The organism is Candidatus Spongiihabitans sp. (assembly GCF_965237845.1).
Lineage (GTDB): Bacteria > Pseudomonadota > Gammaproteobacteria > Arenicellales > Poriferihabitantaceae > Spongiihabitans.
The window spans coordinates 434,257-450,391 of the sequence record NZ_OZ250154.1; the positions used below are offsets into that span (position 1 = coordinate 434,257).

A 16,135-nucleotide genomic window follows, 5' to 3' on the forward strand; every position below is an offset into this window, starting at 1 on the left:
AGAACGGCCCTTTTGTTGCCTTTGACTGCTGATTGGTGGGCGCAGCCCACCCTGCTATAATTGCCTATTATAATATTCATCCTGTATCCTCTCGCTATTGTCGATGGTTATGTCCGCATAGATTTACAGCCAGCAACCATGAAAGAACTCTCGACCCATTGGAATAAACGTGTTCACTACCCCGGCAAGTTTTTGTCCGTGTTGCGGCGATGCCGCAAAAACCTTTCGCCCGGTGGCGCGCACTTTTTTTACGGCGGGGGTAAAATCGCCGTCCGCGCTCACCAAATAGGCGACATCGTATTGCTCTTCATATGCCATGGAAACCATATCGGTCGCAATCATCACATCCACCGCCTTTTCGATCCAAATCGGGGCGCTCGCAGATTGTGCGATCATGGTTAATTCATCAACAACATTAGACGGTAAATCCATATCATCCCGGCGCGGCAGGGCATTCAGCCAGTTTTGAAGTTTTTGGTTTGAGCTTTTCGCTGGCCGCATTTCCAAGCGTCCCAAAAAAACACTGATTTGACTAAACCGTTCCAAATGCGCGATAAATTTGCGTTGCATTTGATAGCGCGTCAGGTCGGCCTTTTGCTGGACCCTGCCTGTATAGTAGCGCGTCTCGACCCACTCCCGCGTACCGACCAATTTTCTGGAAAACGCTTCGTAGTTAAAATCAACGCCAGTGGTCAATTCGATGTCACGCATACCGTGATAAAAATTATTGCCGTCAATAAAAATAACGGCGCTCTCGTTCTTGGCGTTCATAGCCCCGCTCCGCTGGTCAAAAAAAACCCCGGCGTGTATCCGATTGACACCAGATAGACCCCGGGGGGGTTAACGCCTTTCGGGCGCGGTCAGCAAGTCTACACCAAAAAACTATATGTCAACCACATTTTCCACTATTTTTCTTAAAAAATTAAGAACAACGATTATTCATCCGCATTAGCCGTCAAAACCCAAGACTCAAAAGCTGGGCGGTATCAAGCTGGAAACAGCAACGATTGCGTGATCACTTGTGTATAATCCAGCCGCATTTGATTACTTGAAACCGAGGAATGTTAAATCAAATCATCTGGTGGTTCTAATTGGCTCTAAAGCAAACAACGCCGCACCGCTTTGCGCCATCCATCAAGACACTGTTCTGTGACTTTCGCATCATACTGCGCTTGAAGGACTTTTCTTGTTGCCATTTTTTGGCGTAGCGCGATTAACCGAAAACACATCGGAGGGAATTTGTCATCCCCCGCCAATCACCCGCACGGCACTGGAGAGCGCAAAAGTTTGGCGAGAATCAGGGCAGCAATGTTTCTGCACATCCGAAAGCCCAAAACCGACCAGCAGGCACAGGGACATAAAATTGCTGTTCCCGAAGGTGAAAACATACAGGCGATTGCGTTTCAAATGATTAGCAAGTATAAAACAACGTGTTGAAAAATCCTCACCACACATTACGGCGTTAAAATTCATCCCAAAATACTATTTTGCGACTTGCAACTTGTGCAATTTTGCCTTGGGCTGCATTCATCAGGAAATTTTTTTTAACAGCCACAAATGCTGATTTCATATTTTTAGTCAATAGAAAATGCGTACCTCACAACTACTCCTGGCCACATTAAAAGAGACCCCTGCTGATGCGGAAGTCGTTTCCCATCAGTTAATGTTGCGCGCGGGTTTGATTCGACAGGTGGCTGCGGGTATCTACAACTGGCTGCCAATGGGTATGCGTGTGCTTCACAAAGTGCAACAAATTATACGGCAAGAAATGGATCGGGCCGGGGCTCAGGAAGTGTTGCTGCCCGGAGTGCAACCGGCGGAACTTTGGCGGGAATCCGGTCGCTGGGAACAGTATGGGCCTGAATTGCTGCGCTTACAGGATCGACATAGCCGTGAATTTTGCCTCGGACCTACCCACGAAGAAATTATTACCACACTGGTAAAAAACGAAGTGCGAAGCTATCGACAGTTGCCGCTTAATTTCTACCAGATCCAAACCAAATTCCGGGATGAAATTCGGCCTCGATTCGGGGTCATGCGCGGCCGTGAATTTATCATGAAAGACGCCTATTCATTCCACACCGACCAGGCTTCGTTGCAAGAAACCTACGATGTAATGTATCAAACATACTGTACTATTTTTGATCGTCTGGGATTGCGTTATCGCGCAGTGACTGCGGACAGCGGCAGTATCGGCGGCGACACCTCGCACGAATTTCATGTGTTGGCGGATTCTGGCGAAGATGCCATTGCCTTTTCAACCACCAGCGGCTACGCCGCAAATATCGATCTTGCTGAAGCGGTGGCGCCGCAGGCAAAGCGTTCGCCTCCATCCCGGGATATGACCCGGGAGATGACACTAGTGGACACGCCCAATCTCAGAACTATCGCGAATCTTGTGGAACAATTTGATATTCCCATTGAGAAGACCATCAAAACGCTGGTAGTTAAAGCGTCCGCGCAACATGCTAAACTGCGCGAACAGCCGATAGTCGCATTATTGGTTCGCGGCGACCACCAGTTAAATGCACTAAAAGCAGAGAAATTGGACGCGGTTGCCAGACCGTTGAAAATGGCCGAAGAATCAGAAATTCGTGCCGCTATTGGTGCCGGTCCGGGCTCTCTTGGACCGGTAAATTTGCCCATCGCCTTTATTGCCGACCACAGTGTGGCAGCAATGTCAGATTTTGCGGCGGGTGCAAATATTGAGGATAAGCACTACTTTGGAATTAACTGGGGTCGTGATGTGTCTCCGGGTATGGTTGCCGATATTCGTAACATTGTCGAAGGGGATCCCAGCCCCGACGGCAAGGGCACCTTGACTATCGCCCGCGGCGTCGAGGTCGGTCATATTTTTCAATTGGGCACAAAATACAGCAACGCCATGGGCGCCACGGTTGTCGATGAAGCGGGCAAGGCCGTTGAAATGGCGATGGGTTGCTACGGCATAGGGGTCACTCGGGTCATCGCTGCGGCAATAGAACAAAACCACGACGACCAAGGCATAATTTGGCCGGATTCCATCGCCCCCTTCGATATCGCGCTGGTGCCAATTGGTATGCGGAAATCGGCATCCGTCAAGGATAAAGTTGAGGAGATTTATAGCCAGTTGGAAAATGCCGGATTCGATGTTTTACTCGATGATCGTAATGAACGCCCCGGGGTCATGTTTGCTGATATGGAGTTAATTGGAATTCCCCATCGGTTGGTTGTTGGTGAACGCAGTTTGGAAAGGGGTGTGGTGGAGTATCATCATCGTGCTACAGGGACTGAAAAAGAGTTTGCATTAGGCACCTTAATAAAGGCGCTGTCCAACCTCAAAAGTCAATAATTTAGATCTGATGTATGATTACAAATAATTTATTGTTATACAAATAAAGGTGTTACACTCGCTCATCAGATACTAAACTGGTGACTAAAGTTACGAAATAGTATTGTTCGAAGGCAGCTTTGTGACGAAGCTGGCGTTTTTTCAGCCACTTTGGTGGCTCATTTTTTTGAAGTACGAGGTTAGTATGTCAGGTAAATCAGTAAACGGAACCGTTAAGTGGTTCAACGATGCCAAAGGTTTTGGTTTTATTGAACGAGAAGGAGAATCAGATGTATTCGTACATTACCGCGCGATAATTGGTGATGGTCGAAAAACGCTGCATGATGGTCAGCAAGTGACTTTCGAAATTACGGAAGGCGCAAAAGGACCACAAGCAGAGAACGTTACACCGTTATAAATATCTGGCGTTATAAAAATCCGGCAATCATTCCGCAAGCTTGATTGTCGGCTATAAAAACGACCCGCCAGCCTCAGGCAACTAACCTGGGAACGGCGGGTAGATTACACCTGAAGCCAAAGCTAGAAACTTTGGCCTGGAGACTTTGGTTTTCAGGTATTTGGGGTTTAGTGGTCTGCGTCCCGGTTTTGACCGCTTTCCAATAATTGTTGCGGGAATAATGGATGTCTCCACATCAATCCTCAGGCTATCGAACCACTTTCAAGGCTCGGCGCAAGTCAGTATTCGAGTTTTGGTGAAACGTTAGTGGCTAAGCGCCCCAATTAGACTACGTTGCCAACTGCACATTTAGCGCAGTTAACATGGACTTAGCCTTAGTATAATCAACCTTGATTGGCTGCGTGGTATTGTTGGCTATCAGCATTAAACTCGGAAATCCTTGAACCCCAAGTTTTCTGCTAAAATCAATTTCATCGGCTAAAACCCGCCGGGTTGAGGTCGAATTCAGAGCGTCCTCAAACTCGCCGGGGTCAAGTCCTATGGACTCAGCCAGCTCAATTAATGTCGAGTCGTCGGAAGGATTTTTCGCATCGAGGTAATACGCTGTTTGAATGGCGTGCGTCATTTCCTCATCATATTTTGCGCCTTGACGTCTCGCGGCAATCACTCCCCGGCAGGCCGGATAGGTTGAGCGTCTGGGCGCGCAATTCGCCCAAAAATCAAAATTGAATTCCGTGCCGGGTATTTTCCCTTGTATCACTTGCCAGGTTTGTTGCAAAGATCGCTGCATCTCTTCGGGCATGGGCAAATCCGAATCAGCGGCTAACCCGCCCAGCGTTCTAATCACTTTAATGTTTTCGGGCAGTGAAGCCAGAAGCTGTTGCAAGATCGGTCTAAACCCCCAGCACCAACTGCACATTGGGTCATGAATATAAATTAGCTTGGCGTTTTTCACAATATTCCTCTTTAACGTTGCCTCGGTTGTTGCCTTGGGATGCCGCGCAATCTACATATTTCCCGGCTTTCACTACACGCTCGGGATTAGCAATTTTGGTCAATCGGCTGCACCTCGACCCAATCGCCCGCCTTAGCCCCCTGTGACTCATCGGATAAAATGATGTAGCAGTTCGCCAGACTCATGGAGCTTAAAATTCCCGAACCTTGTTGCCCGGTGGAGCTGACCACGGTTTCGCCGTTTTCATCCAAAGATAGAACCCCACGTTGATATTCCATACGGCCAGGCCGTTTTTTCAAGTCGCTAAGGGTTTTGACTTTCAGTACTAACGGCACACTAAATTTTTCGCCGGACAATCGCTTAATCGCGGCCTTGACAAAAATTTGAAACGTAACCATCACCGATACCGGGTTGCCCGGCAGCCCAAAAAATAAACTGTTGTTTAACTTGCCAAACGACATAGGACGACCTGGTTTTATCGCAACCTTCCAAAAGCTGACTTCCCCCAAACCAGCCAGAGCCTGCTTGACATAATCGGCATCCCCGACTGACGCTCCAGCGGTGGTAATAATCATGTCGGCATCCTCGGCGGCGGCCTTAAATGCATTAGCAATAGCATCAAGGTCGTCTTTGATAATGCCTAAATCAAATTGTTGCACGCCAAGCTCGCTTAACATGGCATGCAGGGTATAACGATTGGAATCGTAAACTTCCCCTATTTCCAGAGGGTTGCCGACAGACCGAAGTTCGTCGCCGTTAGAAAAATACGCAATTTTGGGACGGCGAAAAACGGTAATTTCTTTCATGCCTAAAGAGGCTGCTAACCCCATCTGCGAGGCGCCCAGTTTAATGCCCTCCGGTATGGCGATGTCACCCACTTTAAGATCCTCTCCGGCGTAGCGCACGTTAGCGCCTATTTTATCTCCGGCTGGAATGACCACCCTACCATCCACCCGACCCTCCACATGCGCTACCCGTTCCTGGACAACCACGGTATCGGCGCCTTCGGGCATCACGCCACCGGTCATAATACGCACGCATTGATCAGGTCCCACCGACCCATGGTACGGCGCTCCTGCAAATGAAGCGCCCACTAATTCAAAGCCTTTTGAGTTGACCTTTGGCAAGGCATTGCCATTCACCGCATAGCCATCCATGGCAGAATTGGTGTGGTTGGGCACATTAAATGCGCTGACGATATCCTTTGCCGTTACTCTACCTAATGCGGAATATACGTCGATCGTTTCCTGGTCAGTGATAGGAACAATTGTTTCACGAATGTGCGCCATAGCTTGTGCCACGGTTATGGAATTAGAATCGAAATCACATGAAACCGGGTTTTGGTGTTTAGTCACGTTTCAAATTTTTTGTAGTCGGCTGGTCACCGGACGGATTGGACTGCCGAAGTGGACTGCCTGTTCCAGTCGCCCGATTTTCCGCCGGATTTATGCACTAACCTGATCGCCTGCATCTGCATACCGCGATCAACAGCCTTGCACATATCGTATATCGTTAACAAGGCGACCTGAACCGCAGTCAATGCTTCCATTTCAACGCCGGTTCGCTCGGTGGTCTTGGTGGTTGCCGTGCAGATAACGCCAGGATTTTCTGCATCGATATCAAGATCGACACTTATTCCGGTCAACATGATTGGGTGGCAAAGCGGCACCAACTCGGCGGTGCGCTTTGCTGCCATAATCCCGGCTATGCGGGCAATGGCGAGTACGTCGCCTTTCATATGGCAGCCCTGCCGGATCATTTCCAGGGTCGTGCTATCCATGGTAATACGGCCTTCCGCCACTGCCTTGCGTTGAGTCGATTCTTTTTTACCGAGGTCAACCATATTAGCTTCGCATTGTTCATTGAAGTGCGTTAGTTTGGTTTTCATTGTCATTGCGATATCTCAGGCGTTGCTTCACTATATCGAGAATAATAGTGATATTGTAGTGTGGGCGAGGAAACATTGAAACCGCTTACAATACAGCTGTAAACAATACATGCTGCCATTTCCTCAAAATCAACCAATTAACAGAACCATGGGCAATCGATGAGAAACCACTGTGCATAGCGACTCGATTCTATTTTCGATATTCTTGATTTTCAGTGGCGCGGCGTTGTTAGCCACCGCCGCGCTCTATATGCGCCAAGCTATGCTGGTTGCCTACCTTGTTCTGGGCGCAATGCTCGGACCATGGGGGGTTGGCTTGGTTACCGATGCACAGTTAATTCAGGACATCGCCAGAATCGGCATAATCTTTTTACTGTTTTTACTGGGTCTCAATCTATCGCCGCAAAAACTATTCCAACTCATCAAAGAAACCACTTTGGTCACCCTTTTTTGCACGCTCGCATTCGGCGGAGTCGCCAGTATAGTAGCTTGGGGATTCGGCTTTAATCCGGTTGACATCATCATCGTCGGTATCGCCGCTTCTTTTTCCAGCACGATAATAGGGCTAAAACTTTTACCCACCACCGTTCTGCATCATCGTCATACCGGCGAAGTAATCATAAGCATTCTGTTGCTTCAAGACTTCATTGCCATTATTGCCATGCTGGTGATTCAAGGGTACGGACAAGGGGCGTTGCCTGTGGCCGACATTGCGCGTTTGTTTTTGGCATTACCCGCACTCGGGGTTATCGCATGGATTGGGCATCGCTATGTTGTACTTAAATTATTTCTCAAATTCGACCGCATCCAGGAATATGTATTTCTGTTAACCATAGGCTGGTGTCTCGGTATCGCCCAGCTGGCTGAGACAATGGGATTATCCTATGAGATAGGCGCGTTTACTGCCGGCGTTGCCATTGCCACCAGCCCCATAGCGTTGCACATCGCCAGCAGTTTTAAACCGTTGCGTGATTTCTTTCTAGTGATGTTTTTCTTTGGTCTTGGTGCGGGCTTCGATCTTTCGGCAGCCGCCGATGTGGTTATTCCGGCTACGGTCATTGCAATTTTATTGCTCATCATTAAGCCGGTCGTGTTCAGGTTCCTGCTGGTCACGCAATCAGAATCAAATGAGCTTGCATGGGAAACCGGGGTACGCCTTGGTCAGCTGAGCGAGTTCTCACTATTGGTTGTTTTTATTGCTCGACAAAACGGGCTGATTGCCCTGGAAACGTTGTACATGGTTCAACTGGCAACGATTATTACTTTTATTATTTCCGCTTACTGGATCGTCGCCAAATATCCAACCCCGATTGCCATCAGCGACCGCTTGAGACGGGATTAGATTCAATACCCAGGTTTTCACTCGTCCGAGCGGAAGTGAGGCTTCAGCCTCGCCAAACCATTGCAGATGGCGGGACTAAAGTCCCGCTTCCGATCCCGTGACTCATTTGTGTCCGAGCCCGCCAGACCGCATTAACGACCTTCTTAAGACGGGATTAGATTCAATGCTCAGGTTTTCACTCGTCCGAGCGGAAGTGAGGCTTCAGCCTCGCCAAGCCATTGCAGATGGCGGGACTATGGCGGGACTAAAGTCCCACTTCCGATCCCGTGACTCATTTGTGTCCGAGCCCGCCAGACCGCATTAACGACCTTCTTAAGACGGGATTAGATTCAATGCTCAGGTTTTCACTCGTCCGAGCGGAAGTGAGGCTTCAGCTTCGCCAAGCCATTGCAGATGGCGGGACTAAAGTCCCACTTCCGATCCCGTGACTCATTTGTGTCCGAGCCTGCCAGACCGCATTAACGACCTTCTTAAGACGGGATTAGATTCAATGCTCAGGTTTTCACTCGTCCGAGCGGAAGTGAGGCTTCAGCCTCGCCAAACTATTGCAGATGGCGGGACTAAAGTCCCGCTTCCGATCCCGTGACTCATTTGTGTCCGAGCCCGCCAGACCGCATTAACGACCTTCTTGAGACGGGATTAGATTCAATACTCAGGTTTTCACTCGTCCGAGCGGAAGTGAGGCTTCAGCCTCGCCAAGCCATTGCAGATGGCGGGACTAAAGTCCCACTTCCGATCCCGTGACTGATTTGTGTCCGAGCCCGCCAGACCGCATTAACGACCTTCTTAAGACGGGATTAGATTCAATGCTCAGGTTTTCACTCGTCCGAGCGGAAGTGAGGCTTCAGCCTCGCCAAGCCATTGCACATGGCGGGACTAAAGTCCCACTTCCGATCCCGTGACTCATTTGTGTCCGAGCCAGCCAGACCGCATTAACGACCTTCTTGAGACGGGATTAGATTCAATGCTCAGGTTTTCACTCGTCCGAGCGGAAGTGAGGCTTCAGCCTCGCCAAGCCATTGCAGATGGCGGGACTAAAGTCCCACTTCCGATCCCGTGACTGATTTGTGTCCGAGCCCGCCAGACCGCATTAACGACCTTCTTAAGACGGGATTAGATTCAATACTCAGGTTTTCACTCGTCCGAGCGGAAGTGAGGCTTCAGCCTCGCCAAGCCATTGCAGATGGCGGGACTAAAGTCCCACTTCCGATCCCGTGACTCATTTGTGTCCGAGCGGAAGTGAGGCTTCAGCCTCGCCAAACCATTGCACATGGCGGGACTAAAGTCCCGCTTCCGGTCCCGTGACTGATTTGTGTCCGAGCCCGCCAGACCGCATTAACGACCTTTCCTATATCGGGAAAAGCGTATCCAGTGACGTATTTAGCGCTTGAAGGGTTTCGCCATTTTCACGATTAACCACAACCACAGCGAACCCCAGATTTTCACGCACCCAATCGCCGCCAATTTTCAGGGATGCCGTTTTATTGGTTATGCCTTGAGACAACCGCATGGGGCTGCTCCAATGTCTGACAACATAATTATGCGTTAGGGTGCGTCCTTTGTTTTCACCACCACCAATTTCCCGGACAATATCATTTTCATAGATAGCCACATACGCCAGCGCGTCGGACCCGGCGGCGCCTGTAATCCTATTGTCAATAGTGAAGTCAGCCTCTAGTTTATCGGTATCTGCCGCTTTTAAATTTAAATTGATATCCACAGCAGCCATTTGGCGGTTGCTCTGTTTTATTCGTTCGACTACATCGGTGCCGCCGCGTGATTCTTTGCCAGCTACCACAAATTCCGGGGTGTATATCGAGCGTTGATTGTTGATATTCCCAATTTCCCTTTGCCGCGCAGTAAACTCCGGTTTTGAATATGGATCAATCCAACCTAACCGATTCCAGTAATCCACATGAAATGCCAACGGCACGGCATGAAATTCCTGATCAATCGCCCGATCAATAATACCGCCCAATTCAGTCATGAAGTTATCGGCATTGGGGCAACTGCTGCAACCTTCGGAAGTATACAGCTCGATGACCGGGCTAATGGTAGCGCGACTGGTCACTGATAGTTGGGACAGTGGTTTTGCTTGTTCGTCATCCGCTGCCCCAAAACTAACTGGGGCAACCTGTGCAACGCTGGCTCCCAGCACAAGCCCGAAAAAGATCGCGCCCTTCGTGAAAAAATCCTGTTGTGGAATCAACTGTCGAATAAATTTCATTGCTGAAATAATCCAACATATTGTTCATATCCAGCCTCGGCCAGTTCTGCCTTTGGAACAAATCGCATGGCGGCGGAATTCATGCAATAGCGTAACCCGGTCGGCGTCGGCCCATCTTTGAAAAGGTGGCCTAAATGAGAGTCCGCGTTGTAACTTCTTATCTCGGTCCTTGGAAAAAGTAATTTGTAGTCGGTTTTTTCCACAATATTGCCTGACTCAAGCGGCTGGGAAAAACTCGGCCATCCGCTTGCCGAATCAAATTTGTCCGTGGAAGAAAACAAAGGTTCGCCGCTGACAATGTCAACGTAGATTCCTTGCCGTTTTTCATCATTGTACAGGTTGCTGAAAGGCCTCTCCGTCGCATCTTTCTGAGTAACCTGGAATTGTATGTCGGTCAACCGGGCTTTAATCTGCTCCATTGAGGGTTTTGTGTACACGGCCCCGGTTTTTGCGGCTTCAGTTTTTATGGCTGCAGTAGAATCTGACATTTTTTGATTGCTGGTGATTGTTACCGATTTTAATTGTTGTTCCGGGTTGCTTTTCAGCATTACGCCAAACCCAATGCCCGCAAGCACAATTATACCCACTAGAGGAATTGCAATTTTCACGTTATTTGCCTGCTGTTTTGGAGCTTATATGACAACCATAGGATTGTAGAGTTCAACCAGTACTAAAAAGCTGATTCAGACCGGATATATTTTCAAATACATAATCGCCATGCGCCTCCAACCCGGCTCGATCATGCGCCCCGGTCAGCACACCAATAGAATAGGCGGTGCCTGCATTTTTACCCATATTCAAATCCTTGGGGCTGTCTCCCACCATAATCATCTGCTTGGGGCAAAGGCCGCAGGATTCACAAAAGGCATACACCATTCCGGGCTCAGGCTTCACGCCGTACCCGCTATCGGCGCCGCAAACAAAGTCAAACAGGCCGGTTAATCGCAGTTTTGTTAACATGCCGCAAGCATTTTTTTCGTCATCCATGGTCGCCAATCCCAACCGAATACCGCGCTCTTTCAGGCCGTTGAGAAAACCGTGCAGATCCTCTATTGCGGGTACATAGTGGTTTGAAGCGTGGGAAAATATCCGTTTGATATGATTCAAATTTTCACCGACGATGGGCTGCCCGATTTGCTGAGACCAAAATTCCAGGATTTGCTGATTGCTTGCCGATGTCAATAGCGAATCGCTGACCCAACTTTTAGTTTCTGGAATGAACCCGCCATCAGTCATCAACGATTCCTTGAGTTCGGGTCGCCCCATACTTTGTGCGATAAATTCCGTGACCTGAAGATAGGGCGCCAGCCAACTGCCATTGAAATCCAGCAGTGTGCCGTCCTTGTCAAACAGGATGCCTTTGATCGTGTGATCGATGGTCTTGGATATTTCCGTCATTGCCTGATTTAAATTTTGTCGTGATTCAAATTGTGCTGGGCTGGATTTTGATTGACGGTACCCAACAATAACCATCCGGATCAAGCAGAAAACATTCGCGCAAGCCGTGGGGTTTGTCCGCGGTTGACTGCAATACCGTGTATCCCCCTGCTATCGCTTTCTGCTGTGCTGCATCGGGATCAATCTGGAACAATCTCAACTCCACCCCTGCTCCACGCAATCCCGATTCAGGCAAAATGGACAAAAGTGGGTGGGTCGAATAGGTTTGATCGCCATGCAGTTGATAGAGTCGATCCTGATGTTTAAGTAACGCATAGTCTGCGGATGACCGCAAAGCGGTGAAATCCAATACTGCGGTAAGAAATGCCACGGTATTGTGGACATTTGACACTAGTAAATTGACACCGAAATCCTCAAGGAGATGGCCGACTTGTTCGCCGCTGAGCAATTCGAAATTGCGCGATTCTAAATTATTCATGGTTGTGGAATATCAATATAAATTTCGAGGGAAGGCAAAGAGAATTCAAGACAAACAGGGGCAAAACGCGGTCTGCAATTTGCCTTTAGCGATCACCTGAGCGATCGTCTCAATACGTTGTTTTCGAATCGCCGCCTTGATTTTTGCACCGGTGATTTTTGAGCCCATGTTATTGCCAGCACTGGCCTGCTGCCTGACCTGGTTGGCAACCTTGCCACCATCAACCGCCAATGCGGCGCGGTGATATTCCAATAACAAATTCACTTGATCGTGGTTTTCTTGTTCGTGGCCGCAGCGTCCCCGTTTGTCGGCCAGGCAGCACAGTGCAAATCCGCCAATCAATTCCGGCTTTCTGAACCCGTCTAATTTTTCCAGCAGCCGCATAACCGTAGTCGCCTTTAATTGCCCAATCCGATGGCAATGCAAGTGGAATTCACAGACTTTCAACGCGAATGATCGGTATTGACTCGGCACATTCAAGCGCTCGCAAAGCTGCTTAATCGGTTTCAAACCTCGTTTTTCGTGCCCTCTGTGGCTGGGCAATTCTGATATCGGCGTCAATGCTTTTCCAAGATCGTGGAGCAGAACAGCGAATAAATTCATCGGATTGTCGGTTAGTTGGTCAGCCGCGTCCAGGCACATCAAAATATGTATTCCGGTGTCGATTTCCGGGTGATATTTCTCGGTTTGCGGCACCCCGAATAACGCATCGATCTCCGGTAGTATTTTTTCCAGCGCACCGCAGTTTCTGAGTTCCCTGAAGAATACGGCGCAATGTTTTTCCTGGAAACTGGCGTGCATTTCCTGCCACACCCGCTCTGCAACCAGCGCATCCACTTCGCCATTATCGACCATGTCCACCATCATCTCCTGAGTATCTGCGGCGACACGGTAGCCTTTGCCGGCATAGCGCGCCGCAAATCTGGCAACCCGCAATACTCTTACCGGATCTTCCTTGAAGGCGGCGGATACGTGACGGATTAGCTTTTCTTTTATATCCCGCTGACCGCTGAAGGGATCGATTAGATTGCCCTGGCAGTCCATCGCCATGGCATTCATTGTCAGGTCGCGGCGTTGCAGATCTTGCTGCAGCGTAATTTGACAATGACTGTCGAATTCAAAACCATGATAGCCTTTTGAGGTTTTGCGTTCAGCCCGCGCCAGCGCATATTCCTCCCGGGTTGATGGATGCAGAAACACCGGGAAATTCTTGCCAACCTGTTTGAAACCTAATTTCAGCATTTTCTTCGCAGTGGCCCCGACAACCACCCAATCACGATCTTTGCTCTCAAAACCCATAATTTGATCGCGTACCGCACCACCCACCAAATAGGCTTCCAAATTTTGCGCCGGATCAGTCATTAGTCCTACCACCGTTTGGCGAATGTGCCATCAGCGGTTTCTTTAGCGAGGCCGGAATGCTCGAGGAGCCACTTTATAGTAGTTGCATTGCAAGGTTTGGAAGACGTGACTATCTCGTAAAGATGTGCGTTAGACAGATGCCCTTTTCTTAGGATTTCGTATGTTTGAGATAATTCATTTTTCGTCACAAATTTTTTATTACTCACGCCGATACGGTAGTAAATGTTGCCGTTTTCTTTGATATCGAGAACAACAGAATCCTTTTTGGGCTTCCGTATTACTGTGCCAATGCTTATCGATTCGTAAATTCTTTTAATAAACTTAGTCGCATTCATTGTCTTACCCTCTGTTATGGCTGTATCTCTTCCTTTCAATGGAGAAATACGGGTGCGCGAAAACAAGCGAATTTATTTTGTCCGAACGCATTTGCCTTGTATCTCACGACTGCTGTAGTGAAGGAAAACTTGTCCGTACTATCGTACAAGGGATGATTCAGTATTCTTTTAGAATAATCGGATACCGCAACTGCATCAATGGTCTTCGGCTGATCCGCAGTACTACACGCGGACCGCCCTGTGAACAGTAGCAGTAGCAAGCCTTTATAGAACCAGCAATAGTTATTCATGTTTATCCTATGTAGATTTTGTGGAACTTCAGCTCCGCATCTTCAAAAAAAGCGGGCAACCCATTTCTGAATGCTGACCGCTTTGCTTACAATAATAGTAACATTGACATTACGAGCATGACCATTAAAAAAGGAAATTAAATTTTTCGGGGCCGATGTGATCCTGGCCACGAGATTGCGCTAACTTTACCTGTTTTTCCCGTTCGGCATAACGCGCTTTGTCTGCCTTGGTGCTGCGCTCGAAGCAGGCCGGGCAACTCACGCCGGCTTGATATTTTTCGCTTTGTTTATCCTGGTCGGTGATCGGCAGGCGGCAGGCATGGCACTGATCATAGCTGCCCTTGCGTAACTGGTGGTCCACGGTTACCCGGTCATCGAAAACAAAACACTCCCCCTGCCATTTTGACTGGCTCTGCGGAATCTGCTCTAAATATTTCAATATACCCCCTTTCAAGTGGTACACCTGATCGAAACCCTGCTGCTTTAGAAACGCCGTGGATTTTTCGCAACGAATCCCGCCGGTACAGTACATGGCGATTTTTTTGTGCTTCGCGGGATTCAAATGCTGCGCTGCAAATGCTGGAAATTCGCGGAAATTAGTGGTCTGTGGGTTTGTGGCATGAGCAAATCGCCCGACAAATCGCCCAACTTTTATTTCGTACTCATTGCGCGTATCCACAACCAGCACATCGGCATCATCCAACATATTATTCCAGTCTTTCGGTTCCACGTAGGCGCCGACTGATTCGCGCGGATCGATATCAGCCACTCCCATGGTTACGATTTCCTTTTTCAGTTTAACCCGAGCGCGTTTAAATGGCAGCTGCTCGGCAACAGAGTGCTTGACTTCGAGTTCACGCATTGCCGGTTGCTGATTGAGCCAGCTTAAAAACCTTTCAATATTGGGTCGGGTTCCGGCGATGGCGCCGTTGATGCCTTCTTTGGCCAACAGGATAGTGCCGCGAATTTTATATTCTTGCAGTTTAGTTTGAACCGGGATTCGCAAGGAGGCGAAATGATCCAGCGCGGTAAATTTATACAGCGCGCAAACAACAAATTTTTGGGCAACAAATTTTGGTCGATTGGTTTGCATGGCGATCTGAAACGGCATCTTGCTTGATGGCCAAGTTGATGACCTAGCAGAAAAATGTGGATTATACATGGCTATTTTTGATTTAATTAACAAACATTTAACTCTGAGGTGATTCGATGCAAAAGCGCTGTTTATTGTTTAGGGTATTTGCCTTTGGCGCGGTTGTATCATGGGTTAGGATACCGCACCAGACAGGTCATTTTATGGAGCAAGATCAGTTTGCGATAATGTTTAATCAAAAGCAGGTTTAATCAAAAGCAGGTTTAGTCAAAAGCATGTTTAGTCAAAGGCAATGCGATCAATTCAGCAGTCAAGGTTTTGTCATCGACCGTAAACTCGCTTCTTCAGGCGTTTGCCAGGCGATGCTGAAGGTGGTGCAGCGTTCTATCAATCCACCCCTGGCCGCGGTTGAATTCGAAACCGATGTGAAATATCCGGGCGCACCTTCTAATCGACTCTCGCCGGGTGGGGATACACCGCGGCGCTTGTTGCATGCCTATACTCGCGGCTCAGTTTTTAGAAAGTGGGCAACAACCAAGGCGATTACAAGCCGGGTAAAACAACTGTTATTTACAAAGGATATCGCGGTCTCTCAAAATCATCACAATTGTATAATGACTAAATACCCCGGGTTTGGCAGTGCAACTCTGTGGCATCAGGATATACGTTTTTGGTTGTTTGATCGGCCGGACCTGATCAGCGTGTGGTTGGCTCTTGGCACGGAATATGCCGATAACGGCGGCCTGAAACTAATTCCTGGATCCCATTTGCAGGCGCTTGACCGTGGTCGATTCGATGCGGCGTTCTTTTTAAGACAGGACTTACCTGAAAACCGGACACTTATTGATAGTGCCGTAGCGGCTGAATTATCCCAGGGCGACGTGTTGTTTTTTCACAGTGGCACTTTCCACACGGCAGGAAAAAATAATACCGCGCAGGTAAAAACTTCGGTGGTTTTCACTTACCACGATTGTAACAACCAGCCCCTGGTCGGCACTCGGTCAGCCCGCTACCCCGATATTCCGTGCTAACGTCGCCC

At 48.7% G+C, this 16,135-nt stretch carries 14 protein-coding genes and 1 pseudogene; 4 read left to right on the forward strand and 11 right to left on the reverse strand.

Features of this window, described 5'->3' with window-relative positions; genetic code table 11:
• Positions 1-123: 123 nt before the first annotated feature.
• On the reverse strand, positions 124-771 hold the full coding sequence (locus ACPXXB_RS02100; RefSeq protein ID WP_423908758.1) for an NYN domain-containing protein: 648 nt from the start codon (positions 769-771) through the stop codon (positions 124-126).
• Between the two features lie 817 nt (positions 772-1,588).
• On the opposite strand from ACPXXB_RS02100, the gene ACPXXB_RS02105 reads away from it, so the two are divergent.
• Together ACPXXB_RS02105 and ACPXXB_RS02110 are read left to right on the forward strand one after the other, a co-directional pair.
• Positions 1,589-3,331, forward strand: coding sequence for a proline--tRNA ligase (locus ACPXXB_RS02105; protein WP_423908760.1), 1,743 nt, complete (start codon positions 1,589-1,591; stop codon positions 3,329-3,331).
• Positions 3,332-3,515: 184 nt separating this feature from the next.
• Positions 3,516-3,728: a cold-shock protein gene (locus ACPXXB_RS02110; RefSeq protein WP_423910878.1), complete on the forward strand. Its 213-nt coding sequence runs from the start codon at positions 3,516-3,518 to the stop codon at positions 3,726-3,728.
• 328 nt (positions 3,729-4,056) lie between these two features.
• Here ACPXXB_RS02110 and ACPXXB_RS02115 read toward each other — a convergent pair whose 3' ends face one another.
• The 3 genes from ACPXXB_RS02115 to moaC all read right to left on the reverse strand — a co-directional run bounded on the left by ACPXXB_RS02115 (position 4,057) and on the right by moaC (position 6,571).
• On the reverse strand, positions 4,057-4,683 hold the full coding sequence (locus ACPXXB_RS02115; RefSeq protein WP_423908762.1) for a DsbA family protein: 627 nt from the start codon (positions 4,681-4,683) through the stop codon (positions 4,057-4,059).
• A gap of 86 nt (positions 4,684-4,769) precedes the next feature.
• Positions 4,770-6,038, reverse strand: a complete 1,269-nt coding sequence (gene glp, locus ACPXXB_RS02120) for a gephyrin-like molybdotransferase Glp (RefSeq protein WP_423908764.1) — start codon at positions 6,036-6,038, stop codon at positions 4,770-4,772.
• A gap of 26 nt (positions 6,039-6,064) precedes the next feature.
• Positions 6,065-6,571, reverse strand: a complete 507-nt coding sequence (moaC, locus tag ACPXXB_RS02125) for a cyclic pyranopterin monophosphate synthase MoaC (RefSeq protein ID WP_423910881.1) — start codon at positions 6,569-6,571, stop codon at positions 6,065-6,067.
• A 172-nt stretch (positions 6,572-6,743) separates the two neighbouring features.
• Between moaC and ACPXXB_RS02130 the strand changes: the two genes are divergently transcribed.
• Positions 6,744-7,913, forward strand: coding sequence for a cation:proton antiporter (locus ACPXXB_RS02130; protein WP_423908766.1), 1,170 nt, complete (start codon positions 6,744-6,746; stop codon positions 7,911-7,913).
• A 1,348-nt stretch (positions 7,914-9,261) separates the two neighbouring features.
• On the opposite strand, the gene ACPXXB_RS02135 is transcribed toward ACPXXB_RS02130, so the two are convergent.
• From ACPXXB_RS02135 to ACPXXB_RS02165, 7 genes and pseudogenes are all read right to left on the reverse strand, one after another.
• The gene (locus ACPXXB_RS02135; RefSeq protein ID WP_423908767.1) at positions 9,262-10,140 is read right to left on the reverse strand and encodes a DUF1223 domain-containing protein; all 879 of its coding nucleotides are present in this window, start codon (positions 10,138-10,140) and stop codon (positions 9,262-9,264) included.
• Positions 10,137-10,574: pseudogene (msrB, locus tag ACPXXB_RS02140) on the reverse strand (peptide-methionine (R)-S-oxide reductase MsrB); the annotation flags it as partial. The gene ACPXXB_RS02135 and the pseudogene msrB, both read right to left, overlap by 4 nt.
• Before the next feature lie 226 nt (positions 10,575-10,800).
• A complete protein-coding gene (locus ACPXXB_RS02145; RefSeq protein WP_423908769.1) occupies positions 10,801-11,538 on the reverse strand; it encodes an HAD family hydrolase in 738 nt (245 codons plus the stop codon).
• A gap of 25 nt (positions 11,539-11,563) precedes the next feature.
• Positions 11,564-12,016 (reverse strand): VOC family protein, encoded by a 453-nt coding sequence (locus ACPXXB_RS02150; RefSeq protein ID WP_423908771.1) that lies wholly within the window; start codon positions 12,014-12,016, stop codon positions 11,564-11,566.
• A 45-nt stretch (positions 12,017-12,061) separates the two neighbouring features.
• Positions 12,062-13,357 carry a multifunctional CCA addition/repair protein gene (locus tag ACPXXB_RS02155; protein WP_423910883.1) on the reverse strand — a complete coding sequence of 432 codons (1,296 nt, stop codon included), beginning with the start codon at positions 13,355-13,357 and terminating at the stop codon, positions 12,062-12,064.
• 26 nt (positions 13,358-13,383) lie between these two features.
• On the reverse strand, positions 13,384-13,713 hold the full coding sequence (locus ACPXXB_RS02160) for a hypothetical protein (RefSeq protein WP_423908773.1): 330 nt from the start codon (positions 13,711-13,713) through the stop codon (positions 13,384-13,386).
• Between the two features lie 414 nt (positions 13,714-14,127).
• A complete protein-coding gene (locus tag ACPXXB_RS02165; RefSeq protein WP_423908775.1) occupies positions 14,128-15,165 on the reverse strand; it encodes a rhodanese-related sulfurtransferase in 1,038 nt (345 codons plus the stop codon).
• A 206-nt stretch (positions 15,166-15,371) separates the two neighbouring features.
• On the opposite strand from ACPXXB_RS02165, the gene ACPXXB_RS02170 reads away from it, so the two are divergent.
• Complete coding sequence (locus ACPXXB_RS02170; RefSeq protein WP_423908777.1) at positions 15,372-16,127, forward strand: phytanoyl-CoA dioxygenase family protein; 756 nt, start codon at positions 15,372-15,374, stop codon at positions 16,125-16,127.
• Positions 16,128-16,135 lie beyond the last annotated feature (8 nt).